The organism is Nocardia sp. KT25-26 (assembly GCF_056627695.1).
On sequence record NZ_CM152813.1, the window covers coordinates 5,632,335 to 5,658,297 of the forward strand.

25 protein-coding genes are annotated in these 25,963 nt (G+C 68.3%); 12 read left to right on the forward strand and 13 right to left on the reverse strand.

Going from position 1 to position 25,963, the window contains the following annotated elements; all coding sequences use genetic code 11:
- Positions 1-33: 33 nt before the first annotated feature.
- Together AC1HFH_RS25510 and AC1HFH_RS25515 are read right to left on the reverse strand one after the other, a co-directional pair.
- Positions 34-1,107, reverse strand: coding sequence for a zinc-dependent metalloprotease (locus AC1HFH_RS25510; protein ID WP_480245319.1), 1,074 nt, complete (start codon positions 1,105-1,107; stop codon positions 34-36).
- A 12-nt stretch (positions 1,108-1,119) separates the two neighbouring features.
- A complete protein-coding gene (locus AC1HFH_RS25515; RefSeq protein ID WP_480247977.1) occupies positions 1,120-2,559 on the reverse strand; it encodes a D-alanyl-D-alanine carboxypeptidase/D-alanyl-D-alanine-endopeptidase in 1,440 nt (479 codons plus the stop codon).
- Between the two features lie 176 nt (positions 2,560-2,735).
- On the opposite strand from AC1HFH_RS25515, the gene AC1HFH_RS25520 reads away from it, so the two are divergent.
- Positions 2,736-3,227 (forward strand): inorganic diphosphatase, encoded by a 492-nt coding sequence (locus AC1HFH_RS25520; protein WP_480245320.1) that lies wholly within the window; start codon positions 2,736-2,738, stop codon positions 3,225-3,227.
- Positions 3,228-3,539: 312 nt separating this feature from the next.
- Here AC1HFH_RS25520 and AC1HFH_RS25525 read toward each other — a convergent pair whose 3' ends face one another.
- Genes AC1HFH_RS25525 through AC1HFH_RS25535 form a run of 3 tightly spaced genes read right to left on the reverse strand, consistent with a single transcriptional unit; the run spans position 3,540 to position 7,953 of the window.
- Entirely contained in the window at positions 3,540-6,554 is a 3,015-nt protein-coding gene (locus tag AC1HFH_RS25525; RefSeq protein ID WP_480245321.1) for an AfsR/SARP family transcriptional regulator, read from the reverse strand.
- A gap of 36 nt (positions 6,555-6,590) precedes the next feature.
- Entirely contained in the window at positions 6,591-7,106 is a 516-nt protein-coding gene (locus tag AC1HFH_RS25530; RefSeq protein ID WP_480245322.1) for a MarR family winged helix-turn-helix transcriptional regulator, read from the reverse strand.
- 25 nt (positions 7,107-7,131) lie between these two features.
- Positions 7,132-7,953 (reverse strand): crotonase/enoyl-CoA hydratase family protein, encoded by an 822-nt coding sequence (locus tag AC1HFH_RS25535; RefSeq protein ID WP_480245323.1) that lies wholly within the window; start codon positions 7,951-7,953, stop codon positions 7,132-7,134.
- A 156-nt stretch (positions 7,954-8,109) separates the two neighbouring features.
- Between AC1HFH_RS25535 and AC1HFH_RS25540 the strand changes: the two genes are divergently transcribed.
- Both AC1HFH_RS25540 and AC1HFH_RS25545 read left to right on the forward strand, forming a co-directional pair.
- Positions 8,110-8,586: a YbaK/EbsC family protein gene (locus tag AC1HFH_RS25540; RefSeq protein ID WP_480245324.1), complete on the forward strand. Its 477-nt coding sequence runs from the start codon at positions 8,110-8,112 to the stop codon at positions 8,584-8,586.
- 95 nt (positions 8,587-8,681) lie between these two features.
- On the forward strand, positions 8,682-10,178 hold the full coding sequence (locus AC1HFH_RS25545; protein ID WP_480245325.1) for an ATP-binding protein: 1,497 nt from the start codon (positions 8,682-8,684) through the stop codon (positions 10,176-10,178).
- A 58-nt stretch (positions 10,179-10,236) separates the two neighbouring features.
- Here AC1HFH_RS25545 and AC1HFH_RS25550 read toward each other — a convergent pair whose 3' ends face one another.
- From AC1HFH_RS25550 to AC1HFH_RS25565, 4 genes are all read right to left on the reverse strand, one after another.
- Positions 10,237-10,638, reverse strand: coding sequence for a hypothetical protein (locus AC1HFH_RS25550; RefSeq protein ID WP_480245326.1), 402 nt, complete (start codon positions 10,636-10,638; stop codon positions 10,237-10,239).
- 27 nt (positions 10,639-10,665) lie between these two features.
- A complete protein-coding gene (locus AC1HFH_RS25555; RefSeq protein ID WP_480245327.1) occupies positions 10,666-10,998 on the reverse strand; it encodes a hypothetical protein in 333 nt (110 codons plus the stop codon).
- Positions 10,999-11,014: 16 nt separating this feature from the next.
- Positions 11,015-11,422 (reverse strand): hypothetical protein, encoded by a 408-nt coding sequence (locus AC1HFH_RS25560; protein ID WP_480245328.1) that lies wholly within the window; start codon positions 11,420-11,422, stop codon positions 11,015-11,017.
- A 355-nt stretch (positions 11,423-11,777) separates the two neighbouring features.
- Positions 11,778-12,680 carry a hypothetical protein gene (locus tag AC1HFH_RS25565; RefSeq protein WP_480245329.1) on the reverse strand — a complete coding sequence of 301 codons (903 nt, stop codon included), beginning with the start codon at positions 12,678-12,680 and terminating at the stop codon, positions 11,778-11,780.
- Positions 12,681-12,927: 247 nt separating this feature from the next.
- Between AC1HFH_RS25565 and AC1HFH_RS25570 the strand changes: the two genes are divergently transcribed.
- Positions 12,928-13,392, forward strand: coding sequence for a flavin reductase family protein (locus AC1HFH_RS25570; protein WP_480247978.1), 465 nt, complete (start codon positions 12,928-12,930; stop codon positions 13,390-13,392).
- Between the two features lie 34 nt (positions 13,393-13,426).
- Here AC1HFH_RS25570 and AC1HFH_RS25575 read toward each other — a convergent pair whose 3' ends face one another.
- Positions 13,427-13,684 (reverse strand): type II toxin-antitoxin system Phd/YefM family antitoxin, encoded by a 258-nt coding sequence (locus AC1HFH_RS25575; RefSeq protein ID WP_480245330.1) that lies wholly within the window; start codon positions 13,682-13,684, stop codon positions 13,427-13,429.
- 129 nt (positions 13,685-13,813) lie between these two features.
- On the opposite strand from AC1HFH_RS25575, the gene AC1HFH_RS25580 reads away from it, so the two are divergent.
- From AC1HFH_RS25580 to AC1HFH_RS25590, 3 genes are all read left to right on the forward strand, one after another.
- Entirely contained in the window at positions 13,814-14,233 is a 420-nt protein-coding gene (locus AC1HFH_RS25580; protein WP_480245331.1) for a MarR family winged helix-turn-helix transcriptional regulator, read from the forward strand.
- Positions 14,234-14,388: 155 nt separating this feature from the next.
- On the forward strand, positions 14,389-18,297 hold the full coding sequence (locus AC1HFH_RS25585; protein WP_480245332.1) for a Pls/PosA family non-ribosomal peptide synthetase: 3,909 nt from the start codon (positions 14,389-14,391) through the stop codon (positions 18,295-18,297).
- A complete protein-coding gene (locus AC1HFH_RS25590) occupies positions 18,294-19,652 on the forward strand; it encodes a M1 family metallopeptidase (RefSeq protein WP_480245333.1) in 1,359 nt (452 codons plus the stop codon). The genes AC1HFH_RS25585 and AC1HFH_RS25590 overlap by 4 nt, the downstream gene beginning before the upstream one ends.
- On the opposite strand, the gene AC1HFH_RS25595 is transcribed toward AC1HFH_RS25590, so the two are convergent.
- Positions 19,637-19,822, reverse strand: coding sequence for a hypothetical protein (locus AC1HFH_RS25595; protein ID WP_480245334.1), 186 nt, complete (start codon positions 19,820-19,822; stop codon positions 19,637-19,639). The genes AC1HFH_RS25590 and AC1HFH_RS25595 overlap by 16 nt on opposite strands.
- A gap of 54 nt (positions 19,823-19,876) precedes the next feature.
- A complete protein-coding gene (locus AC1HFH_RS25600; RefSeq protein ID WP_480245335.1) occupies positions 19,877-20,326 on the reverse strand; it encodes a DUF2752 domain-containing protein in 450 nt (149 codons plus the stop codon).
- A 175-nt stretch (positions 20,327-20,501) separates the two neighbouring features.
- Here AC1HFH_RS25600 and AC1HFH_RS25605 point away from each other — a divergent pair, with 175 nt between their 5' ends.
- Positions 20,502-21,587: an alpha/beta fold hydrolase gene (locus AC1HFH_RS25605; protein ID WP_480245336.1), complete on the forward strand. Its 1,086-nt coding sequence runs from the start codon at positions 20,502-20,504 to the stop codon at positions 21,585-21,587.
- A 185-nt stretch (positions 21,588-21,772) separates the two neighbouring features.
- Here AC1HFH_RS25605 and AC1HFH_RS25610 read toward each other — a convergent pair whose 3' ends face one another.
- A complete protein-coding gene (locus AC1HFH_RS25610) occupies positions 21,773-22,093 on the reverse strand; it encodes a hypothetical protein (RefSeq protein WP_480245337.1) in 321 nt (106 codons plus the stop codon).
- Between the two features lie 264 nt (positions 22,094-22,357).
- Here AC1HFH_RS25610 and AC1HFH_RS25615 point away from each other — a divergent pair, with 264 nt between their 5' ends.
- The 4 genes from AC1HFH_RS25615 (at position 22,358) to pgfA (ending at position 25,867) form a co-directional block, all read left to right on the forward strand.
- A complete protein-coding gene (locus tag AC1HFH_RS25615) occupies positions 22,358-23,581 on the forward strand; it encodes a PucR family transcriptional regulator (protein WP_480245338.1) in 1,224 nt (407 codons plus the stop codon).
- 242 nt (positions 23,582-23,823) lie between these two features.
- The gene (locus tag AC1HFH_RS25620; RefSeq protein ID WP_480245339.1) at positions 23,824-24,603 is read left to right on the forward strand and encodes an Rv1157c family protein; all 780 of its coding nucleotides are present in this window, start codon (positions 23,824-23,826) and stop codon (positions 24,601-24,603) included.
- Between the two features lie 29 nt (positions 24,604-24,632).
- Positions 24,633-24,797: a DUF2613 domain-containing protein gene (locus tag AC1HFH_RS25625; protein ID WP_480245340.1), complete on the forward strand. Its 165-nt coding sequence runs from the start codon at positions 24,633-24,635 to the stop codon at positions 24,795-24,797.
- Positions 24,794-25,867, forward strand: a complete 1,074-nt coding sequence (pgfA, locus tag AC1HFH_RS25630; protein ID WP_480245341.1) for a cell envelope lipid trafficking protein PgfA — start codon at positions 24,794-24,796, stop codon at positions 25,865-25,867. Before AC1HFH_RS25625 ends, pgfA begins: the two co-directional genes overlap by 4 nt.
- Positions 25,868-25,963: the final 96 nt, after the last annotated feature.

The following is a 25,963-nucleotide window of genomic DNA, read 5'->3' on the forward strand; positions in this document are numbered from 1 at the left end:
GGTAGCCCCGATCGCCCGGCGGCGCTACCACGATCACCCCAGCACCCGGGCGATCCAGCGGTCCGGATCGTCGATTTCGGCCGGGCGGGGCAGGGTTTCGGCATCGGTCCAGATCGCGTTGAACTGTTCGACGCCGACCCGATCGACGACGGCGTCCACGAACTTCTTGCCGCGGATGTACTGGGCCAGTTTGGCGTCGACACCGAGCAGCGCGCGCAGCAGCCGCTGGATGGGGTTGGAAGGGCGGCGGCGCCGGCGGTCGAAGGCGGCCCGGATGGTGGCCACGGTGGGCACGACGGCCGGGCCGACGGCATCCATCACGTGATCGGCGTGGCCTTCGAGCAGGGTGCCGAGCATCAGCAAACGGTCCAGGGCCTCGCGCTGTGGCGGCGCCTGGGCGGCCCGCAGCAGTCCGACGATGCCGCGGCTGTTCGGGTCGTCGCCGTCCGGGCCGGTGCCGCCGCTGCGCCGCTCCCGCAGTTCGGCGACCAGCCGGCCGAGCATCTCGCCCATCGGTTCGTCACCGACCTCGCCGAGAATGTCGACATTGCTGCGCATATACCCGGCCAGCCAGGGCGCCGACGAGAACTGCACCCGGTGGGTGACCTCGTGCAGGCACACCCACAACCGGAAGTCGGTGGGGTCCACCCCGAGGCCGCGCTCCACCCCGACGATATTCGGGGCGATCAGCAGCAGAGTTCCGTCCGGGCCGGTGAACGGATCGTACTGGCCGAGCACCGCGGTCGACAGGAAGGCCAGCATGGCTCCGGCCTGCACACCGGCCGGTTTCCCGGCGAATCCGCCGTTGCCGTTGCCCTGGTCGCCGGTGAGGGTAGCCATCGACTCCGCGGCCGCACCGATCCAGCCGGGCCGATCCACCACCCGCGCCGCCGGCACCGGCCGGTCGTCGAGCAGGCCGCTGACCTCGCGAACCGGTCCCTCGGCGCGTTTCGATGCGGCGGCGAGCTCCTCGACCACCTGCTGTGCCGCGGTTCGGGAGGTGCGCGGCCCGCTCGGCGCCAGCGCCGACCCGGTGCGTGCGGCCAGCTGCCAATCCACGGCACCGGCCAGGCCGGACCGCTTCCTACTGCCCTCGCTGTCGGTCATCTCCACCACCCGTCAGGAACATCCGCAGTCGCGTAGCGTGCCGGCCACTGCGTCCAGCGCGGGGCGGCTGACCTCCGGTGGCCGATCGTTGGACATCAGCGCGAAGGTGAGCACCCGGCCGTCGCGATCGAGCACGTATCCGGCCAACGTGCTGGACACCGAGAGAGTTCCGGTCTTGGCACGCACCCAGCCGGCTCCGACCCGATTCCGGTCGACGTATCTGGGCTCCAGCGAGCCGGTGCCACCCGCCACGGGCAGCATGTCCAGCATCGGCGCCAGCTCCGGTGTCCGAGGGTCGACGGCAGGGCGGGCCGCGGTGCCGGTGGGCACCACCAGCCCGTCGCCGCTGGGTGCCGCCGCAACGGCCAGCAGATTGTCCAGGACACGCGGCGGAATCCGGTCGTCGGTGGACAACCCGCTGTTGTCGGCAAGCACCACCCCGGCCAGGTCGAAACCGTGTTCGGTCAGGATCTCCAGCACCGTGGCGGTCGCCGATTCGAAGGACTGCGGCCGGCCCCGGGATGCGGCGAGTTCCCGCCCGACGGCCTCGGCCAGCAGATTGTCCGAATCGACCGTCAGTTGGTACAGCCGGTCCCGCAGCGGCGCCGATTCCACCCGGGCCACCTCGGCGGCCGCCGGCAGCGCTTGCCCGAGCCGCACCCGGCCCGGGTCGATCCCGAGTCGTTCGGCCAGCACCCGGCCGACATCGAGGGCGGGCGTCTCGCTCCGCGGCGAATAGTGCCGGGTCGGGTCGATCCGACCGCCCTCCAGCATCACCGGTTCCATCGGCGCCAGCGAACCGCCGGCGATATCGATCGGATCCCAGCCCGGCGCCAGGGCGGGTCCGCTGTAGGCGGTGGTGTCCACGACGATCGAGGTGACCGGTTCACCGGTGGCCCGGATCTGCTCGACCAGGTCGTCTAGCCGCGCGGCGCCCGGGTAGTACCCCTGCCCGTCCGACCGTGCGGTCAGCGTGGGGTCGCCGCCGCCGACCAGCACCAGTTCCCCGGGCAGTGCCCCGGCGACCACCCGGGTCACCAGCCGGTGGTCGTCCGGCAGGGCCAGCAGCGCGGCGGCCACGGTGAGCAGTTTGGCGGTCGAGGACGGGATCACCTGGTCGTCCGCACCCCGGCTCCACAGCACCGTTCCGCTGCCGGCATCGGTGATCTGCGCGGAGAATGCGCCCAGGTCGGGGTTCGCCACCACCTGTTCCAGTGCCGCGGCGATACCGGCCGGGGTCGGCGCCGGGGCATCCGACGAGGCCGGCGACACCTGCAGCACCGGCGGCGGCACGGTGGGCGGTGGCGCCACGGTGAGCCCGCCGTGCCGGAACTCCTCGGTCCACGGCTGCAGTGCGACCAGCACCGCGGCCGCGGCCAGGAGCAGCACCGTGCCGACGGCACCGAACCCGAGCCACAGCTTGCGCCGCCGCCGCGCGGCCAGGCCGCCGATGTTCTTACCAACCACGTCCCGCCCGTGCCTCCCTCACTGCCGCCGGGCGGGACGCCTGCCGCACCCGGGTGATCGACCACCACACTATCCTCGTTGCGCAACGGTTCCCCAGAACACGAGGGCGAGTCGACAACAAGCATCCGGCCCGGATGCACTCTGAGCAGCAAGGAGATGGCGTGGAGTTCGACGTCACCATCGAGATCCCCAAGGGCTCTCGGAACAAGTACGAGGTCGATCACGAGACCGGCCGGGTCCGACTGGACCGCTTCCTCTACACCTCCATGGCCTACCCGGCCGACTACGGCTACATCGAGAACACCCTGGGCGAGGACGGCGATCCGCTGGATGCGCTGGTACTGCTGCCCGATTCGGTGTTCCCGGGCGTGATCGTGGAGGCCCGGCCGGTCGCCATGTACCGGATGACCGACGAAGCCGGTGGTGACGACAAGATCCTCTGCGTCCCGGCGGGCGATCCGCGCTGGGAGGGCGTGCAGGATCTGGCCGATGTGCCGGAGTTCGAGCTGGCCGCGATCAAGCACTTCTTCGAGCGGTACAAGGACCTGGAGCCGGGCAAGTTCGTGAAGGGCTCGGAGTGGGTCGGCCGCGCCGAGGCCGAGAAGATCATCGAAGAGGCGTTCACCCGCCTGAAGGAGAACGGCGGCCACTGAGGCTTCGTCGAAGGATGCGAAAAGCGGGAAGTCCGGTGCGTTCGGACTTCCCGCTTTCGTATCCGATGATCGCTCATCGGATTCCGGGTGCCGGCGAACCACCGGGCTCGGGGGGTCGAGCTTCGGCGGCGCCGGCATCCGGGCCGTCCACTTCGGCTCTCGGTCGCCGACCCCCCGTCGGCGACCGGCTCGCTCGTGCAGAACCGAAGTGAACGAACCTGTTCACCATAGACCGCGGGATCGTCCCGTCGCGACCACCCGCTCGGCGGGAAATCCCTGATGATGATCGGACGATGATGCGGTGATGACGGATCAGGACGTCGCTGCCGGTAGCCGGGCCCGCAGCACCTCGTCGAGATGTTCCCGCAGCAGATTCAGCACCGGCGCTTCCAGTTCGGCGTCCAGCCGTTCCCGGATGAAGTCCGGATCGTCCACCGGCGCGAAGATCTCGGCCGCCGCCCGATACACACTCGCCGCCTCGTCCGGCCGATCCAGTGCCTGCAGCACCCGGCCGTGCAAGACCAGCGCCCGTGCCCGGGTGAGCGGGCCGATGGCTCGGGTCAGGATCCGAATCGCCTCCACGACCACCGGTTCGGCGCAGCCGGGCGCGCCGGCCAGCAACAGCGCATGCGCCAGCCGGGACAACGCCCAGCCCTGCCGCAGCTCGATCCCGCTGCGCTCGGCCAGCCGGACCGCCTCCCGGCAGGTCGCCACGGCGGCCGCGGTCTGCCCCTGATAGGCCAGCGTGGTACCCAGTTCGTGGGTGGCCATCGATTCCAGCGCAAAGTTGCCGATCTCGGCGGCCATCGCCTTCGCACGCACCGCCCGCTCCCGGGCGACGGCGAATTCGCCCGCCTCCGACCAGGTCTTGACCTCCTGGACCAGGCAGGCACATTCCACCGCCCGGTCACCCACCCGCCGGGCCAGCCGGATCGCCCGTGCCGAATGGGCCAGCGACGCCGCGGTCTCGGTACCCATCCGGGTGGAGCCGGCCAGCAATTGCGCCGCGAAGGCCGTCAACCGGGCATCCGCGCTCGACCCGCGATCCAGGGACAGCGCGATGCGCTGATGGTCCCGGCCCTGCCGCAACGCACCCAGCGAATAGGACAGGATCACCCCGAGCGCCACCCGCACCCGGCATTCCACCGAACGGTCCCCGGCGGTGAGCGCCGCGGCCAGCAGCTTCTCCAGGGCCCGGGCCTGTTCCTGGCAGTTCGGCCCGCCGTCCACCAGTTCGGCGGTGGCCCAGGCGATATCGGCGGACGGCGCGAGCAGCGGGCCGCCGGCATCGGCACACTGCTCGTAGAGCGTCACCATGTTGTGCCGCTGGCCGGCGAGCCAGGCATGGGCGGTCGCGGGATCGGCGAACTCGCGGCCGGCGGCGGTGGTGGGCCGCAGATGCTGCGGCAGCCGAGTACCGGGGTTGCAGATGCCGACCATGTTCTTCACCGAGGCCAGATAGAAATCCAGCAGCCGGTGCAGCGCGGTCTCCGGTGGTTCGGCGGGCGAGAGTTTGCGGGCGAACAGCCGGAGCAGGTCGTGATAGGTGTAGCGGCCGGGACCGGTGGTCTCCAGCAGGTTCAGATCCACCAGCGTTTCGCAGATCTCCTCGGCCGCGAAGGTATCGGTGTCCAGCACGGCGGCGGCGCCCTCGGTGCACAGTTCGTCCACCTCGGGCACCGCCAGCAACCGGAAGGCGCGCCGATGCGCCGCATCGAGCTGGTCGTAGCTGATCCGGAAGGCCAGTTCCACCGTCAGCTCGCCGGTGCGCAACACGGCGAGGCGCTGTTCGGCGTCCCGGAGCCGGTCGGCGATGCTGGCCACGGTCCAGGTGGGCCGGGCCGCCAGCCGGGCGCCGATGATCCGCACCGCCAGCGGCAGACCGCCGCACACCGCCAGTACCCGGGCCACCGCATCGGGTTCGGCGGCCACGCGTCCGACGCCGATGATCCGGGTGAGCAGGTTGCGCGCCTCACCCGCACTGAGCACGTCGAGCCGCACCGCGAGCATGCCCGGCAGCTCGGGCAGTGCCGAACGGCTGGTCACCAGCACGGCCGAACCGGCAGTACCGGGGATCAGCGGTGCGACCTGTTCGACGTCGCGAGCGTTGTCCAGCACCACCAGCACCCGTTTACCGTCCAGGCGGCTGCGGAACTGCGCGGAACGTTCGGCGGTCGAGGCGGCCAGTTCACCCTCCGGCACCCCGAGCGCCCGCAGGAAGTCACCCAGGGTGTCGGCCGCGGTGGCGGCGGAACGCGCGGTGCGGTCGCCATCCGCCCGGGCGGTGAATCCGTGCAGGTCCACATGCAGCTGACCATCGGGGAAGCGGTCCCGGACCTGGTGTGCGATATGCACCGCGAGTGCGCTCTTGCCGATACCGCCCATCCCGCCGATCGCACACACCGGCACTCCGCAGCCGTCGTCACGAACCAGCCACCCGGCGAGCCGGCCCACCAGTTCCTCGCGGCCGGTGAAGTCCACGACATCGGAGGGCAGCTGGGCGACCCGGACGCCCCGCGGCACCGGTGCCGCCCACACCGGCTGGGGCGCCGCGGCAGGTGCCACGGGAATCGGTTCGGCACCGGCCACCACCGGCTGTTCACCACGCAGGATCGCCTGCTGGAGCCCGGACAGCGAGCGGCCCGGCTCGATGCCCAGCCGCTCGACCAGTTCGTTGCGGAGATCGGTGTAGACGCGCAGGGCCTCGGCCTGCCGTCCGGCCCCGGACAGCGCCGTCATCAACAGGGCGCGCGCATGCTCGCGCAGCGGGTACTCCGCGCAGAGGGCGGTCAGGCCGGTGATCGCGTCCGCATACCGGCCGGCCTGGACATCCAGACCCAGGCGCTGTTCCAGCAGCGTCGCCCGCTGTTCGGCCAGCCGGGCCCGCTGCCGCTCGGCGAAGGTTCCGGGCAGGCCCGCCAGCGGGGTGCCGCGCCACAACCCGAGTGCGGTATCGATCCGCTGTTCGGGGGTGGTGGCGAAATCCGGTTCGAGCAGCTGCTCGACCTGCTCGGCATCGACCGCACCGGACGGCACCCGCAACGAGTAGCCGCCGCCGATGCCGACCAGCACGGTCGCCGGCGCACCGGGTTTCCGGTCCGGTTCCAGCAGCCGCCGCAGGTGCAGAATGTGATTGCGCAGGACTCCGACCGAACTGGCCGTGCGCTGCGGCCCCCACACCCCTTCCAGCAGTTCGTCCACGGTGGCGGTGCGCCCCGGATGCAGGAGCAGGGCGGCCAGCAGCGCCCGGCGGTGTCGCGAGCCGAGTTCCAGCTCCACCTCGCCACGCCACGCCCGCATCTCTCCGAGCACGGCGAACTTCCACATCTTTCCGGGTACCTCTCTGCGACCTCAGCCGACAATCTAGTCCGCGGCGACGCCGGCGGCCGGGGCACCGGGCATCCGGTTCGCGATCATCGCCGGGCGGGCCCGTTCGAAATCGTCGACGAACCGGGTCAGCAGGGCGGCGAAATCGGCCCGGTCGGTATCCGGCCAGTCCGCCGTCATCGCGGCGAGATCCGCGCGGCGCCGCCGCTGGATCCGCTCGGCCGCTTCCCGGCCGGCATCGGTGACGTGTAGCAGGGTGGCGCGGCGGTCGTCCGGATCGGCATGCCGGGTCACCAGCCCCCGCCCCACCAGGTGGGCGACCTGCCGGCTGACCGTGGAAGCATCCGAGTACACCGCCTCGGCGAGGGCGCCGGCCCGCATCGGGCCCTCGCCGATCAACCGGAACAGCAGCACATAGGCACCTGGGTCGACGCCGGACTCGTCACGCACCGCAGCGATGGTCCGGTCACGAACCCGGTGCAGCCTCGTCAGCTCCCGGGCGATCACATCGATCACCGGATCGTCGGGATCCGGTCGGGTACCGCTGTCCACGCCGAAACTCCTCCGCCGGTCGGGGTCAGCGCCCCTTGAACTCCGGCTCCCGCTTCTCGAACACCGCCTGCACCGCCTCGGTCAGATCCTCGGAGGGCAGGAACGCCGCGTTCCACGCCGATACGTAGCGCAGGCCCTCGGCCACCTCACCGCGGAGGCGGTGCTCCAGCACATCCTTGACACCCTGCACCACCAGCGGCGGATTCGCGGCGATCTCCCGGGCCATCGCATCGGCGGCGGCCAGCACCGCCTCCTGATCGGCGAAGACCTCGTTGACCAGGCCGATCCGCTCCGCGCGGGCGGCATCGATGTCCTTGGCGGTGAAGGCCAGTTCCCGCAGGTGGCCCTCACCGATGATGGCGGGCAGCCGGTGCAGCGAACCGATATCGGCCACGATCGCGACCTTGGCTTCCCGGAGACTGAACTTGGCATCGGCACTGGCCAGCCGGACGTCCGCGGCCGCGATCAGGTCCAGTCCGCCGCCGATGCACCAGCCCGACACCGCCGCGATGACCGGCTTGCGGCATTCGGCGACCGCCGTCACCGAGGCCTGCATGCGCCGGACCTCGTGCAGGAAATCGGTGCGGGGAGCTGCCTTGGCGTCCGGCGCCAGCACCGGTGCCAGCGTGCCGGCGGTAGCCGCCAGATCCAGCCCGAAGGAGAAGTGCTTACCCGATCCGGTCAGCACCACTGCCCGCACCTGCGGGTCGGCATCGAGTTCGGCGAAGATCTCCGGCAGTTCCCGCCAGAAGTCGGGGCCCATCGCATTACCCTTGCCCGGACCGATGAGCGTGACACGTGCCACGTGATCTGCGATCTCGACGGTGAAGGCCTGCCAGTCAGTCATCGGACCAGCGTATCGGAGCACCCGCCGCCCGGTTTCCGTACCCGTTGCCGCCTCCGGCAAACCCGATGTACCACAGCGTTTTCCGATCCCGCAACCATCCGGCATCGGTTTACGCTTCCGGCGGCGCACCCGGCCGGACCGCCCTACCCTGGTCACATGCGCAGGTCGTCGTTACCACCGGTCGCATGCCGGGTCGCCGATACCCTGATCGCCCGCGGCCATCACGGCATCATCATCTCGCCGGACAACCCCACCCCCACTCCGGCCGACGCCGCCCGCGCCGTCGGCACCGAACCGGGCGCCATCACCTGTACCCAGGTCTTCCTGCTGGACGACGAACCGATCCTGCTGCTGGTCTCCGGCGCCCACCGCGTCGACCTCGAGCGCACCGGCGCCCGCCTGGAAGGCGCACTCGTCGAACCCGCCCCCGAACTGATCACCCGCCTCACCGGCCAGGACCTGCACAACACCGCCCCGGTCGGCCACCCCGCCAACATCCCCACCTGGGTGGACAACGCCCTGTCCCACTACCCCGAGATCTGGGCCACCGCCGGCCACCCCGACACCCTCTTCCGCACCAGCTTCCGGGAGCTGCTCCGGATCACCGCCGGATTAGCGGTGGACGTCGACTGAGCGTTCTGCTGGTCTTCACTCGCCTGCTCGATTTACGCCCGGCAGCGCACTTCGTAGCGTTCCCGTGTGCGTCGCATCGGCCACCGGCACGGGCGGTGTCCGGTACGCCCGCACGCGTCGGGTACCGCCTGCCGCCCAGCCACCTGCATCAAGGGCAGGCTGCCGTTGATGCCCGACAGCGTCCGCCGTACCACGCGGCGGATCGCGCACACGGCAAGCGGCAGAACGCGCACGTAACCAGCGGCAGATCGCGCACGCAAACAACGGCAGATCGCGCACGCAAACAACGGCAGATCGCGCACGCAGCATGCGATAATCACCCGGTGACCTCCTCATTTGCTTCGTCACCCATCGGGCGAATCCTTCCCCGACATGCCCACTCGGCTGTCCACGAAGCGCTGTCCGATACCCGCGTCGTCCTGGTCAACGGCGCGCGCCAATGTGGCAAGAGCACCCTGGTCGCTCGAATCGGGCAGGAGATCGACGCCACCTGGCGCAGCCTCGACCGCGCGGAAACACGACAGGCAGCGCTCTACGACCCCACCACGTTTGTTTCGGCCGACCGGCCGCTGGTGATCGACGAAGTGCAGCGGGTGCCGGAACTACTCCTGTCCATCAAGGAGACCGTCGACTCCGACGGCCGGCCGGGACGATTCCTGCTCACCGGGTCTGCGCATGTGATGGCCTTGCGTAGTGTGCCGGATGCGCTGCCCGGACGGATGGAGACGATCGAGCTCTGGCCGCTTTCCCAGGGAGAGATCGATGGTGCTCCGGACCGGTTCGTCGATGCTGCCTTCGAGTTGGGGCCGAACCTGCAATACGAGAGCCAGGAGGATCGTGCCGGATATGCGGAACGCATAGCCCGCGGTGGTTTTCCCGAGGCCGTCGCCAGAACTGGAAAGCGACGTTCACGTTTCTTCGCGTCCTATGTAGCGGATTTGATCAACCGAGACGTGATGCAGATATCGGAGATCGAGCGCACAACCGAAATGTTCGCTTTGATGAACCTCGTCGCAGCTCGGTCGGGGCAGTTACTGGTCGCAGGGTCACTCGGCAACGACCTCGACGTCCCCAAGGACACGATCCGCCGCTACCTGCAACTCCTGGAGGAAGTCTTCCTGATCAAACGGATTCCGGCCTGGTCACGCAACCTGAGCACCCGCGCCGTCGGGACACCCAAGCTGATGTTCGTCGATTCCGGCATCGCCACACACCTATGCGGCGCGGACTCGAGGGCGCTACGCACCGCGAACGGCCCGGTGGGACCGCTGCTGGAAGGTTTCGTAGCCTCGGAAGTCGCCCGCCAGCTGACCTGGGCGAACCAGGACATCAGGATGTTCCACTACCGCACCCGCGACAACATCGAGGTCGATATCGTCCTCGAGAACAATCGACGGGAAGTGGTTGCCATCGAAGTCAAATCCGCTGCCACAGTGAAGGCCGAGGACTTCCGAGGCCTCCGCCATCTGGCCGACCGTTTGGGCGACGATCTCATCGCCGGATACGTCCTGTACACCGGCACAGCATCACTCCCCTTCGGCCCGAAGTTCCGCGCCGTCCCGATCAGCGCGCTCTGGAACTACCGGCCCTGACCGCGGCCGATAGTCAGGCCATGGCGGGAGGTGCGAGCAGGCCACCCCACCTACGAGCTCAACCCCCACCGCAGGGGTCAAAGTTTCTGGACATTTCCTCGACCCGCTCCGGATTCAGCATGAACCAGCCGGTGAACAAGAAGTACATCGAGGTGATGAGGATGCCAGTATACGCCAGCGTCATCCACACTGCCTTGAACTTCGTTTTCCCCCTCGCCAGAAACACGATCAGCGCTCCGAATGCAACCGCCGAGAACAACAGCAATACTTGGGCGACGTAGTACAGAATCGTTGCTGCGACCGGCACGTCTATCCGGTGTCTACATCCGGTCGCCAGCAGTTCGGCGGTCCGCTGATCCATGAGGTGATCGCCCCAGACCGCCAGGCCCATGCATCCCGCGAAAGCCGACACGGCCAGGATGGCCGCTTTCGCCGAACGCTGTTCAACCACCAGGATCACCGCGCATCTCAAACTACCGGCCACAGTTCACTCGGACATCGCTTCGGACGCATTGGCGATTCGGTCCAAGCTTTCCGCATATTTCTCGTCCACACTGGTTCTTGCTGTGACCACCTCGACAATCTTTTGCCCAATGCTGTCGAGCTCGGTCAAGCACGAGATGATTTCCCGAGCCCGGAGGTCGGCAAAATCTACCAACGCGGCTCCGGTTTCCCATCCCGGGTTCGCCTCAGCTGCCGGCTCCACACCGTCGAAATGATTCTCAACCCTGGACTTTGCGGAAGCACAGTCATCCGAGATCGCCACTCCAGCTCGACGAGAGCCTTCTGGATCCATACACACATCACCCACCAGAATCACACCTTCCTTTCTTGACCTATCCGGAACCGCACGGGTGATAGTGATGAGAAGTTCTTTCATCAGATCCCGGAGACACGATCGACCATCCAGCGAACACGGAGTACAGCAAGGCGACAATCACGCCGATATACGCAAGCGTCATCCATATTGCAGTGATCCACGCCGACCTGACACCCGACTTCTCCTTTGTCAGAAATAAGACTACTGCCGCAAACGCAGCCACTGAGAGCACCATCAGAATCTCACCAAGAAAGTCCAGAACATACACCGCTGGTGAAATTTCGACCGTGGACCGACAGTCGGAAGACAACATTTCGGCGGTGCGCTGATCCAGAAGGCGATCGCTCCAGATCCAGAGTCCAACAGCTCCCAGAAAAGAAAGCGTCGCAACCAGGGTGGCTTTCGCCGGACGCGTATCGATCACCACGTCTCCTTCGGCCGGATGACTCGAACCTTTTGAAGTCCTTCCCCCTCGTTGGTGAATCCGATCCGGTTCTCTAAACTTAGATCACTTCCCCCTGGGGTGTGCTGCGCATACAGCACGTCGCCGTTCGGCAAGACAGCCGTGACGACCGCTGCGTGGTGAGCTTCCCCGGGTCGACTACCGTCAGGAGGGTGGTCACCATATTCCCAATAGACGATGTCGCCAGGTTTGGCGCCGTCTACACCGACGTCGTCCGCCCCGTTATTTAGAAAGAACTCTTTCTGTTTGTCGGCGTTGTACCAGGTCTCGGTGTGGGTTACCCCCTGGACCGATCCAACTCCCGGGACTTCCAAATCTATGCCAGACGCTCGGCTCCTCGTCCAAGCATCCGATTCGAGGTCAACCCACCGTCACCTTTGTGCGCCAGCCCAGCCGACTCCAAGGTATACGAAGTAAAGTTCGTACAGTTGTTGTTGAAGATATCTATCGACGTATCCTCAGCGTTTTCCCGAGCATAGCGGGCAGCTTCCACCGCATTGTATCCATTCTCACCCATCAACTCGTCCTTCACACTGTCAGGAATACCTTCGAGGTCGAACAATTCAACGGGAACCGCCTTCATCAGATCCTCTCGATGATTGACCGGTAGCGAGTTCCACCACTTTTCGACAACTTCAGGACTCTGCCCGATAGGCAGTGTCTCTCGTATTGCGTCCAGGGCATCCTGGACCGCATAGCTCTGTTGCTTCCTAACTTCTTCCAAGGAGTTTCGATCGATACTGATGGCAAGCTTGCGTAGCGCGTCCACGGCCTCCTCATCGGCTTTTGTGGCCGCGTCGATCGAATCTCGAATAAGCGCGTTGTATTCAAGGCATGCGATGGCAGCCCCGTCGGAGTCGAAATGATCCGGCGGCACGACGAAAGATTCGCCTTCCAGACGAAGCCCCGCCACTGTTCCACCTGAGACTGCTGAGGACGCCGAGGACTGAGCTATACGCGCCGCATCCTCCAGAGTATCGAGAACAGTTACAGCTCCGCGCAACAGAACTCCGATCTCCTGCAACTCATCGGTTACATTCTTGATCCTGTCCCGCGCGATATCGCCGAGATAGTCGGGCCACGAGGCCTCCAGCTTCCTCGTGCCGTTAGCATGAATCTCAGCAACCGCTTCCTCACAGTCTTTGGCCGCCGCAAGGAGGTCATCTGCCACCTGTTGCCACTTGCCCGGGACCGAATTTCGCAACTGATCTAGATTCATCAAATCCCCCACCTATGGCGCCGTTCAGCGCCGCTACCGAAATCCGCATGAGACGCTATCAGTATCGAAATACGTGGGCAACCGGCAGCCCGGCACGGCCGGCCTCGACCGAGCCCACCGGGCGCCCGGCCGCGATCGACTGCCGCCGGGTAGCTTCGGACGGGTGGGTGATGTGCAGCGCAGTGAGTCCGTTCCGGCGATTCCCGACGATCCCAGTGGGATCACCGCCGAGCAGTATCGGGCGTCGATGCGGCATTATCCGGCCGGGGTCACGGTGGTCACGCTGGATGCGGGGGGTGGGCCGGTCGGGTTCACGGCCACGTCGTTCGCGTCGCTGTCGCTGGATCCGCCACTGATTTCGTTCAATATCGCGCACAGTTCGTCCAGCATCGAGGCACTGCGGGGGGCGGGGTCGGTGGTCATCCACTTCCTCGGCGAGCACCAGCGGCACCTCGCGCACCGGTTCTCCCGCACCGCGGCCGAGCGCTTCGCCGACCATTCCCTGTGGACCACCCTGGACACCGGCGAACCGGTCCTGCACGGCACCCCCATCTGGCTGCGGACCACCCTCACCGAACTCATCCCCATCGGCGACCACAGCATCGTCATCGGCCTGGTCACCCGGGTCCACGACAACACGGACGAGAAGCCGGCCGCCGCCCCACTGCTCTACTACAACAGCGACTACCACCGCCCGACCGCTCTCGACTGAGATCCGGCGGCGCCGGTCCTCAGCCGCCCGCTGGTCACTCTGCGGGTTCGATGAGCTCGCGTTCGTACACCTCGCCCCGCCGGGCATCGTTCAGCGACTCCCGTAGCCGACGGCCGTCGTGCGTGGCCAGCACATGCAGGGTTTCCTGCAGCGAGTTCCAGTCGTCTTCGGACACGAGAACAGCATTCACACCGGTCTCGGTGACGACGGTGACGGTGTCGTGATCGCTGTTCACGCGGGCAACCAGCGAGGACAGGCCCCGGCGCGCCGTAGAAATCGGTATCGCAGGCATTTCGCTCTCCGATCTGTCAGTTCCGGCCACCCTAGGGTGCCGACCCCGACCAGAGCCGATCGACACACATCGTGATCATCACAACACCGAATGATTGAGTAGCTCCACTATTTGCTAGGCTGTCGTCCCATGTCCTCGAACGCGAGCCCGACAAGCGTCCTGGCCGGGTACCCGGTGTACACGCTGGGGCGCCTGGTCAAGGTGCTGCATGCCGAGATCGGTGTGCCGCTGCGCGACCACTGGGTGCTCACCTTCATCAAGGAGCACCCCGACCTGACCCAGAAGAAGGTCGGGGACGCGCTCGGGATCGACCGCAGCGAGATCGTCCGTCTCGTCGACGGGCTGGAACGCGATGAACTGGTCGTTCGCACCCGGGACGGGAAGGATCGCCGGAAATACCGGCTGCAGATCACCGAGGCCGGGCGCAAACGGTGCAAACGCACCGATCGGCTGATCGCCGACGCCACGGCGCGCACCCTCGACCGGCTCGACGACCGGGAGCAGCGCACGCTGCACGAGCTGATCCGCAAGGCGCTCGACGAGGCGTGATCCGGCCCGGCCGGCGACGAAGAGTGCCCGGCCGCCACCCACAGCTGCAAGTACCGTTGGCATTCGGTGACACTGACGTTTGCCCTCCGGTAACCCGACCGTGAAACAACTACACCACCGATGGGGGCCGACCGATGGAAGGTGGACAGGGCACCATGCTCGAGCCACACACAGAGGTTTTGCCGAATACGCCGAGTGATCCACTGCGACGCGCCGAGCTGGCCGCGCCGCCCCGCACCCTGGTCGACATCCTGATCGCGACGGCGAACGCACACCCGGATGCCCCGGCGCTCGACGACGGCACCACGGTACTCAGCTACACCGAGCTGCAGGCCGAGATCGCCGCGGTCGCGGCCCAGCTGCTGGCCGCCGGGGTCCGGCCGGGCGACCGGGTCGGGGTGCGGATGCCTTCCGGCAGCAACGCCCTTTACATCACGATTCTCGCCGCCCTGTTCGCGGGCGCCGCCTATGTCCCGGTGGATGCGGACGATCCGCCGGAACGCGCCGAGCTGGTCTTCGGCGAGGCCCGGGTCACCGCGATCGTCACTGCCGACGGCATCGAATCGGACACCACCGCCGCCGGCACCGCACCGGAACGCACCGATCCGGCACCGTCCGACGATGCGTGGATCATCTTCACCTCCGGCTCCACCGGCACCCCGAAGGGCGTGGCGGTCACCCACCGCAATGCCGCCGCCTTCGTCGACGCCGAGGCCCGGCTGTTCCTGCAGGGCGCGCCGATCGGCCCCGGCGATCGGGTGCTGGCCGGCCTGTCGGTCGCGTTCGACGCCTCCTGTGAGGAGATGTGGCTGGCCTGGCGGCACGGCGCCTGCCTGGTGCCCGCCCCGCGTGACCTGGTCCGCACCGGGGCCGATCTCGGCCCGTGGCTGCAGCGGCGCGATATCGGCATCGTGTCCACCGTGCCGACGCTGGCCGCGACCTGGCCGGCCGAGGCGCTCGAATCGGTCCGGCTGCTGATCTTCGGCGGTGAGGCGGTCCCGCCGGAACTCGCCGAACGGCTGGCCGGTGGCGCGACCGGCCGCGAGGTGTGGAACACCTACGGCCCGACCGAGGCCACCGTCGTCGCCTGCGCCGCCCGGCTCGACGGCAGCACACCGGTCCGGATCGGGCTGCCGCTGGACGGCTGGGATCTCGCCGTGGTCGATCCGGCCGGGCATCCGGTCGCCGAAGGCGAATCGGGCGAGCTGGTGATCGGCGGCGTCGGCCTGGCGCACTATCTGGACCCGGCGAAGGATGCCGAGAAGTACGCACCGCTGCCGGCGCTCGGCTGGGAGCGCGCCTATCGCAGCGGCGACCTGGTCCGCAACGATCCGGCGGGCCTGGTCTTCCTCGGCCGCGCGGACGACCAGGTCAAACTGGGCGGCCGGCGCATCGAACTGGGTGAGATCGACAACGCACTGCAGCATCTGCCCGGGGTGACCGGGGCCGCCGCGGCGATCCGCACCACCAGATCGGGCAACAAGGTCCTGGTCGGCTACCTGACCGGCGCCGGTCCGGATTTCGATGTGAAGCGGGCCCGTTCGCTGCTGGGCGACCGGCTGCCCGCCCCGCTCGTGCCGCGCCTGGCGGTGGTGGACGACCTGCCTACCCGTACCTCCGGCAAGGTGGACCGGGCCGCCCTGCCCTGGCCGCTACCGGGCGAGTCCGCCGAGCAGACCGGGCTGACCGGCACCGCCGCCTGGGTGGCGCAGCAGTGGGATGCGGTGCTGGGCGCCGAGATCACCGGCCTGGATGCGGATTTCTTCGATCTGGGCGGCGGCTCACTGTCGGCGGCCCAGCTGGTCGCGGCGCTGCGGGCCCGCTACCCGCAGGTGACGGTCGCCGACCTCTACGACCACCCCCGGCTCGGGGCGCTGGTCACCCTCCTGGAGGCGAGTGACCCCGCGGCGGCGGCACCGGAACGCAACGTACGGCCCACTCCGCGACGCGCACAGCTCGCCCAGATCCTCGCCACTGTCCCGCTGACCACCCTGACCGGCCTGCAGTGGGTCACCTGGCTGGCCGTCGTCGCCGGGATCGCCGGCTGGTCGGGCGCGCTGCCCTGGCTGCCGTCGTTGTCCTGGTGGTGGATCCTGGCCGCGTTCGTCCTGTTCATCTCGCCGGTGGGCCGGATGGCGCTGTGTGTCCTCGGCTCCCGGCTGCTGCTGCACGGGGTGCGTCCGGGCAGCTACCCGCGCGGCGGTTCGGTACATCTGCGGCTGTGGGCCGCGGTCCGGCTGTCCGAGGCCAGCGGTGCGGAGAATCTCTCCGGTGCGCCGCTGATGGTTCCGTTCGCCCGTGCGCTCGGCGCGAAGGTGGGCCGCGGCGTGGATCTGCACACCCTGCCGCCGGTGACCGGACTGCTCGAACTGCGGGACGGCTGCAGTGTGGAACCCGAGGTGGATCTGTCCGGTTACTGGGTCGACGGCGATGTGGTGCACATCGGCGGGATCGTGGTCGGTGAGGGCGCGGTGATCGGTGCCCGATCGATCCTGCTGCCGGGAACCAAGATCGGCAAGAACGCCGAGATCGCGCCCGGGTCCGCCGTAGCGGGGAAGGTGAAGGCCGGGCAGGAATGGGCCGGTTCGCCCGCGACCAAGACCGGTAAGGCGCGCCGACGCTGGCCCGACCACCGGCCCGCCCGCGCCCCGCACTGGCTCGCCGTGTTCGCCGTCTCGTCGCTGGCACTGGCGTCGATGCCGATCCTGGGTCTGGCCGCCGGTGGGCTGCTGCTCGCCTGGTGGATCCGGGACGAGACGACTCTCGGCGGGGCCGCGCTGCGGGCCTTCACGATGCTGCCGGTCGCCACCCTGCTCAGCCTCGGGGTGTATGCGGCGGCGACGGTGGTCGCGGTCCGGCTGCTCAGTATCGGCCTGCGCGAGGGCTACCACCCGGTGCGCAGCCGTACCGGATGGCAGGTGTGGGCCACCGAACGCCTGCTCGACGGCGCCCGCACCTTCCTTTTCCCGCTCTACGCCAGCCTGCTGACGCCGCTGTGGCTGCGGCTGCTGGGCGCCGAGGTGGGCCGCAATGTGGAGGCGTCCACGGTGCTGCTGCTGCCCCGGTTCACCGTCGTCAGCGACGGCGCCTTCCTCGCCGACGACACCATGATCGCCAGTTACGAACTCGGTGGCGGCTGGCTGCACATCGGACGCGCCAAGGTGGGCAAACGGGCATTCCTGGGCAATTCCGGGATGACCGCACCCGGCCGCCGGGTCCCGAAGAACGGTCTGGTCGCGGTCCTCTCGGCGGCGCCGAGCAAGGCCAAGGCCGGTTCGTCCTGGCTGGGCAGCCCGCCGGTGCGGTTGCGTCGTTCCGCCGAATCCGCCGACACCTCGCGCACTTTCGACCCGCCGCTGCGGCTGAAACTCGCCCGGGCCTTCGTGGAGACCTGCCGGCTGATCCCGGTGATGTGCACCTTCGCCATCGGACTCGGCGTGTTGTTCGCGCTGGGCGCGATCGCCGGGCAGCTCGGATACCTCGGCGCCGCCGCGCTGTCGGGGGTGTTGCTGATGGCGGCCGGCGCCGTCGCAGGCGCCACCGCGGTCGGTGCGAAATGGCTTCTGGTCGGCCGAATCCGGGCGATCGAGCATCCGCTGTGGAGCTCCTTCGTCTGGCGCAACGAGGTGTCCGATGCGTTCGTCGAGACGGTCGCCGCGCCCTGGTTCGCCCGCGCCGCGACCGGTACTCCGGTGATGAACATCTGGCTGCGCGCGCTCGGCGCCACCATCGGCCGCGGGGTATGGTGCGAGTCCTACTGGCTTCCGGAGGCAGATCTGGTGACTCTCGGTGACGGCGCAACGGTGGAACGTGGGTGCGTGGTGCAGACCCACCTGTTCCACGATCGCATCATGTCCATGGATGCCGTGACCGTCGACGCCGGCGCCACCCTGGGGCCGCACTGTGTCGCCCTGCCCGCCGCACACATCGGCGCGGGGGCCACCGTCGGCCCGGCCTCCCTGGTGATGCGCGGCGATGTGGTGCCGCCGTCGACCGACTGGTGGGGGAACCCGATCGCACCGTGGACGAACGACCCGCCCCGGCATTCCGGAGCCGCCCGATGACCGGGAAGTTCTACGAGGAACCGATCGACGACTACCTGCCGCAGAACGGCAATCGCGGCTATCGGGTCTCCCGGTACGAACTCGACCTCACCTACAGAGTGAGCAGCAACCGGCTGGCCGGCCGGGCCGAGATCACCGCGGTGGCCACGGCCGCCCGGCCCCGGTTCGCCCTGGATCTTTCCCAGTCGCTGTCGGTGACCAAGGTGTTCGTGAACGGCAGCAAGGCGGCCAAGTACACCCATCAGCGCGGCAAACTGGTGATCACGCCGCAGCAGAAGATCCCGGCGGGCGGCATGTTGTCGCTGGTGGTGCAGTACGCGGGGACGCCGAAGCCGGTCCGTGGGCCGTGGGGTGAGGTCGGCTGGGAGGAACTGTCCGAGGGCAGCCTGGTCGCGAGCCAGCCGAACGGCGCCGCCTCCTGGTTCCCGTGCGACGATCATCCGAGTTCCAAGGCGTCGTACCGGATCTCGATCACCACCGACAGCCCGTTCCACGCCGTCGCGAACGGCGCCCTGGTGCGCAAGCAGACCAAGGCCAGCCAGACCACCTGGACCTACGAGCAGCCGGAACCGATGTCGAGCTATCTCGCGACGATCCAGATCGGTCCGTACCGCAAGTATCGGGTGGAGCACGGGCGGGCCCAGGTCCCCATGCAGGCGGTGCTGCCCCCGCAGTTGCGGGCGAGTTTCGAATACGATTTCGCCCGCCAGGCACAGATGATGGACCTGTTCGTCGAGAAGTTCGGACCGTATCCGTTCGCGGGCTACACGGTGGTGGTGACCGACGACGAGCTGGAGATCCCGGTGGAGGCCCAGGGCATCTCGGTGTTCGGCGCCAACCATTGCGACGGCCGCCGCGGATCGGAGCGCCTGGTCGCGCACGAACTCGCCCACCAGTGGTTCGGCAACAGCCTCACGCTGAGCCGGTGGCGCGACGTCTGGTTGCACGAAGGCTTCGCCTGCTACGCCGAATGGATCTGGTCCGAGGCGGCCGGCGGGCCGACCGCCGATCAGATGGCCCGCGCCGCACGCACCAACCTGGCCCGGCAGCCGCAGGACATCGTGGTCGGTGACCCGGGCCCGAAGGACATGTTCGACGATCGCGTCTACAAGCGTGGCGCGCTCACCCTGCACACGCTGCGGCTGGAACTCGGCGATACGGCGTTCTTCGAACTGCTGCACGAATGGACCGCGCGTTACCGGCATTCCTCGGTGACCACCGAGGAGTTCACCGATCTCGCGGGTCATTACAGCCTGTCACCACTGCGCGGGCTCTGGGACAGCTGGCTGCTGTCGGCACCGCTGCCGCAGCTACCCCCGCAGGGCGGCCTGGGCGGACATCAGAACACCAGGTAGCGCGCGGCGAGCTGCTCGACCAGGGGGTCGTCGGAGGGCACCATCTCGAGGGCTTCCAGGTCGTCGGCCACGGAATTGCGCCGGACGTCGTCGTGCTCGGGGTCCGGGCCGTCCTCGGCGAGCTGGCGCAACAGCTTCTGCCGGACTCGATCCTTCAGGGAATCGCGCATACCGCAAGCTTGCCGGGTGCCCGCGGCCGACGCCAGCCGCGGCACACCGCGGATCTAACTCGGCAGCAGCCAGGTGCCCCAGGGCGAGTTCCGGTAGAGGGTGTATGCGGCCAGCAGGATCACCGTCGGCCACACCGTGACCATCGGCAGGACGGGCAGCCGCATCGGCTCACCTCGCCGGGCCCGGACCAGCCAGACTGCGACGAAGACGAAGAAGGCCGTCACCAGCGGGAGCGCCAGGATATTGCTCTGCAGCGAGTCCACGATCCGGCCGTCGGAAAGCAGGTTCACCGCCCGGGTCCCACCGCAGCCGGGGCAGTAGATGCCGAACAGCTCGAAGGTCGGGCACACACCGTAGGAGTTCTCGTGCGGATCACGGAAGTGCACCAGGGCGATGGCGGCGATCCCGGCTCCGGCCGCCAGCAACGGCGGCCCGTAGGCACGTAGTGGTGATCGGCGACCGGGCCCGGTTTCGGCGGGGCGGGCGGCCAACGTGCTGTCCATGGTCATCCACGTTAGCGGCCGGTCCGCGGCCCCACCACACTCGGCGAAACATCGCAGGCCGCTGGGCGATAACTGGTTATGATCCAGATCACAACAAGTGAGACACTGTGACCCGCTAACACTAGCTAGCGCCTTGTTCGCACTGTACTGTGGCCGCAGACACAAAGGAGTGCCCATGCTTGCGAAGTCGATGATGACCCTCCAGGCAGCGCGCAACACCGTCGCCGGTTTCGGAAACGGTGCTCTGACCGCCTCGTACCGTGCCGATCTGCGTTCCCGCACCTATCGGACGGCCATGCTGAACAAGCCCGCCGTCGAACCGCAGGTCGTCCCCGTGATCACCGCCGACGGCGCCCATCTACGCGTGCACGTCTACGGCCCCGACGACGCACCCACCCTGGTGCTCGCGCACGGCTGGGCCTGCGCGATCGAATACTGGAACCCGCAGATCAACGCTTTCGCCGGGGACTACCGGGTGGTCTGCTACGACCAGCGCGGCCACGGTGAGAGCAGCCTGGGCCGGGCCACTCCGAGCGAGCACACCCTCGCCGACGATTTCGCCGCCGTCCTGGATGCAACGCTGCGGCCGGGCGAACGTGCCGTACTGGCCGGACACAGCATGGGCGGCCTGACCATCCAGGCCTGGGCGAAGCATCATCCCGAGCAGGTGGCGGCCCGCGCCACCGCGGTACTGCTGGCCAATACGGCCAACCGGGACATCCGCTGGGAGACCGACCTGTTCCCGGTGCTCAACAAGCAACTCACCCTCGGAGACGCCCCCGTGACGGTGGCCGGCGCTCCGGTCCGGATGCCGATGCCGGTCGGCGAGGCCGTGCTGTTCGCCCCGTTCCCGATCCCCGGTGGCTGGTTCACCGAACAGGTGTTCAAGCATCGGATCATGACCCCGGAGGCCGATCCCGAACAGGTCGACTTCGCCGTCGGCATCATCCGCTCCTGCCGCCCCCTCGCGCGCGCCCGGCACGCCGCCGCCATGGCGGACATGGATCTGTCCGCGGGCACCGCCAACCTGAACGTACCGACCACGGTGCTCGCCGGCGCCCGCGACCGGCTGCTGCCCGAGCGCATGTCCCGCCCGATCGTCGACACCCTCCGGCGCACCGGCAACCTCGCCGGCTACGAGGTGCTGCCGCACGGTCACCTCGGCAACATCGAGGATGCCGGTGCCTTCGACAACACCCTGCGCCGAATCGCCCTGACCACCCGAACCCCTCGGGCCACGCGTCGCAACGTCGCCCGCTGACCCGAGCCCTGTGTCTCCCGACCCGGTCAACGACGCCCGGGTTCGGGAGACACTCATTTCCGCACCGGTGCGCATCGTCGCGGACGAGCCGAGACCGGAACCACAGCTGCGGCCGTTCCCGAATCCACCGAGCTGTTCCTGACCGCGCCGCGGCCGCCTTCCGGCAGGCGCCCGCCCGGTAGGACTCAGATGCGGTAGGCCTCGCAGACCGTAGCGTCCAGATGCCGGTGCAGGGCCCGGATCTCGTTGTCGACACCGGGGTCTCCGACACCGTCGCGGAGACCGTCGGCGATACCGGCGGAGATCGCGGTGCGCACCTCACCCAGCGGGATCCGCGCAGAGCGGCACCGGTCGGCGGCCCGTTGGAAGGCGGCCAGCGTGCCGGTCCCGCTGGCCTCGGCCGCGTCCACGATGGTCAACGCCGAATGGAACATCTGCCGGAGCGCATCGGTCATCGGGTCCGACCGGTGATACGCCGGCCCGCTGTGGTGTTCCTCGGCGCTCATCATTCTCCTGTCGGCCCCTCGACGGCGGTGTGCCTCGACAGTACGACACATCACCGCGATTTCCCGGCGAGCTGTCCACATCGTTGCCGATGGGCATATCGGCCCTGGTAGTTGATGTTCCCGACCGAATACCCCGCATTGTCAAGTGTCACAAACTGGGCAGTAGGTCTGGAGCCATTTCGTCCAGACCCGCGCTCGATCGGTCCGTACCACCAGGAACTGGTTATAGATTGTGGCTGCTTCACAGTTGTCGGAAGGATCACCATGGCGGGTAGCACCATCGAACAGCCCGGTTTCACCGTGTCGGGGCAGCGCGCGGGAGCGGCCCTGCAGGATGTCCGAGAGCTGGCACGCCGGATGGTGGGGCACTTCGCCGACAACGTGGTGCCCTGCGGCACCCTCCCCGGCGACGCACTCCGCGGCGATATCACCGCGGTCACGCGCTACTGCCTGGAACTGACGATCAGCATGCTCGACGGGCAGGACATGCCCGCCCACACCGCCCGGCTGGAGCAGGCCGCGGCCGGATGGGCCCGGGAAGGGATCCCGATCGACACCATCCAGCGGTCCATCCACGAGGGCTTCAAAATCGGTTTCGACCTGGTGCTCGACCGCGCCACCGCCGCCGACTTCGACATCCTGCGCGCCCTGTCCCGCCGGATTCTCGACGCCCTGGATCTGATCGACGTCACCGTGTCCCGCGCCTATGTCCGGGAACTGCGCGGCGTCGTCAGCGAACACCACGCCGCGGTGCACACGCTGACCTCGGCGCTACTCGCCGGCCACCCCACCTCGGCGATGGCCCGGGAATCCGGGATCGAGGTCGCCGACGACTACGACGTCCTGGCGCTGGTGCTGCCCGAACATCCGGACGAATCCCATCCGGGCCTCAACGGCCAGGTGGTGGCCCGGCGGAAGCTGCGCCGCGTGCAGGCGGTGCTCGCCGATCGGTGCTCCAATCGCGCCCTCGCCCTGCTCAGTGTCACCGGCGGCACGCTGCTGATTCCGCAGGGCACCCTCGACACCGCCGGGCTCGAAGGCTTCATCGAATCCGTCTCCGATCATGCCGGGGTGCCGGTGACGGCGACCGTGGTGCGGACACCGGCGGCCGAAGTTCCCGACGCCGCGAAGCGCGCGCACGAACTCCTCGACATCGTCGCCCGGCTGCACTGCGGACCCGGCCTGTACCACTTCGACGATCTGGCCCTCGAATACCAGCTGACCCGGCCCGGGCCCGGCCGCGAGTTCCTCGGCAGCGTACTCGACCCGCTGGAGGACTACCCGGAATTCCTGGAGACCCTGCTCGAACACATCAGCACCAACCTGAACCGCCGGCGCACCGCGGGCAAACTGCACGTCCACACCAACACCGTCGACTATCGGCTCAAGCGCGTCGCGCAGCTGACCGGATTCGACCCCACCGAGCTGTCCGGGTTGTGGTATCTGCGATCGGCCATCGTGGCCCGCTCGTACCGCAAGACCAGCTGACCGACGGGCCGGATGTGACCGCGCCGGGAGAGCCGCTGCGCCGCTTGTGAACAGTCATGCCCGGCCGAATGCCCATGTTGGAGTAGTGCCCGCATCGATTGCGATCTGAATCACTCCTGTGTCAGGCTCGGCGCCCACCCGGTGTCGCCGCCCGGCCGGCGCACGACCGGGATCGGTGCCGAGAGCGATCGGCGACGGCGCTGCGCCACGCATCGATCCCACGAACGAAGGATGTCCGACCAGTGCTGCACACCAGCGGATCACGTACCGCCCTGGCTGCCCTCGCGACCGCGGTGAGCGTGTCGCTCGCCGCTCCCACTCCGGCCGTCGCCGCACCCGCCGCGGCCGGACCGGCGGTCCCCACCATCGCCGAGCACGTCTCCAACGAAATGCTGTCCACGCTGGCCGGCACGGTAATCGGAGTCACCTCGGCCCCCGACTTCATCGCCGTCGGCGGCTCGGATGCGCTGCTGGCCCAGGCCCGCGCCCTGCTCGCCGCCCCCGGCATTCCCGACCAGGTCGCGACCACCCTGGAGAAGATCATCACCTTCCTCGACGGCAGCGGCGGCGGTGGCCCGGACCTGCCGCCCGCCGACGGGCCGCGGATCGCGCAGTTCCTCTACCCGACCGTCGGCAAGGGCTGCATCGGGCCGAAGTCCGATTCGGTGGGCGCCGCGCTCGCCGTCCCGGGCCCCGCCACCATTCCGCCGCCCGGCCCCGGGGTCGGGCAGACGGCATTCGTGCTCACCGCGCTCGGCACCGAAGCCGCTGCCCCGGTGCAGGATCCGCCGCTGACCGTGCACTGGGTGAACATCGACAATCGCCGTTCCGGTGTCCAGCCGCTCACCACCGAGGCCGGTATCAACGCCGCCGAGGGGCCCGCGACGGTATCGACGGTCGCCGATACCGGGATCGGCCGGGTGGCCGCGGTCATCTCCGGCTCCCTGACCACCGAGACCGCCGACGGCGAGACCCGTACCTGTACCTTCGCCCCCACCCTGGGGTTCTTCACCGTCGGCTGAGCCGACCCCACGTTCCTGGAGTTCGATCGATGAAGTTCGTGATACCCGGCCTGGCCAGCGGGCTGGCCGGGGCGATCCTCGGGGTGATCGCCGTCTTCGGCATCACCGCCGCCATGCAACAGAATTCGATTCCGGATACCGCTCCCGCGGATCCGGGTTCGGCGCAGACCGACACCCCCTACGGCAGCCGATGAGCACGCCGCGCAGGATGATCGCCTGCCTCCTCGTCGGCCTCGGTGCCCTGCTGCTCACCGCAGCGATCATGATCCCCACCTATACGCTCACCGCGATGGCCAAGACTCCGCTGGATCTGCGCATCACCACGGTGGCGGTGAACGTACCCCGTGAAGAGAGCCTGGTCCTGGACTCGAAATCGCTGACTTCGCCCGAGGGTGCCGCCACGGTGCACAGCGACGTCCCGATCGTGTCGCAGCGCTTCGTCACCGTCGAAGAACCCTCCGACGCCGACGAAATGACGGTGCAGGCCGGGCAGACCCTGAGCCGCGACGACCGCGACGGCAAGGCCGGACTGCTCACCGCCTCGATCGACCGCATCACCATCGACCGGAAGACCGGCGAGCCCATCGCAGAATCGCCCAACGGATCCATTGCCGTCTCGGTCGACGAATCGGGCGAATCGGTGGCCAAGCCGCTGCAGCGGGCCGGTCTGCAGTACCGGTTCCCGATCGGCACCGAGAAGAAGTCGTACCCGTATTTCGATCTCAACGCCCGGCAGACCTTCGATATCGAATTCGTCGAAGAGACCGAGATCAAGGGCGTTCCCGTCTACCACTTCCAGCAGACCATCCCGGTCACGAACATGTACGACGTCCTGCCCGCCGCCACCCACCGGCTCACCCTGCCCGCCGCGAAATGGGGCCTCGAAGGCGACGAGCCGGTCACCATGACCCGCTACTACACCAATGTCCGCGACGTCTGGGTCGAGCCGCGCACCGGTGCGGTGCTCAAAGGGGGCGAGCAGCTCCACCTCTACTACGGCCGCTCCCCCGAACAGGTGGATGTCACCGCATTGAAGGCCAACCTGGTCTTCGACGAGGAAACCGTCGACTCGCAGATCGCCGTCGCCGAGGAGAGCATCGCCAAGCTGGACCTCTTCGGCCGCAACCTGCCGATCGCCATGGGGATACTCGGCGTGCTCGCCCTGATCGCCGGCGCGGTCCTCGGATTCCGCGGTGGCACACCCGCTGTCGCGCCCGCCGACCGGCGGCCCCGCTGGCCGGAAGCCGAGTCACCGCGCCGATGACCTCGAAAAGGCCCGCCACCCCGGGTGGCGGGCCTTTTCAGTCGATCCGGTCCAGGCCGAACACCACGTTGATCTCGGCCCGCTCCTCCATGCTCC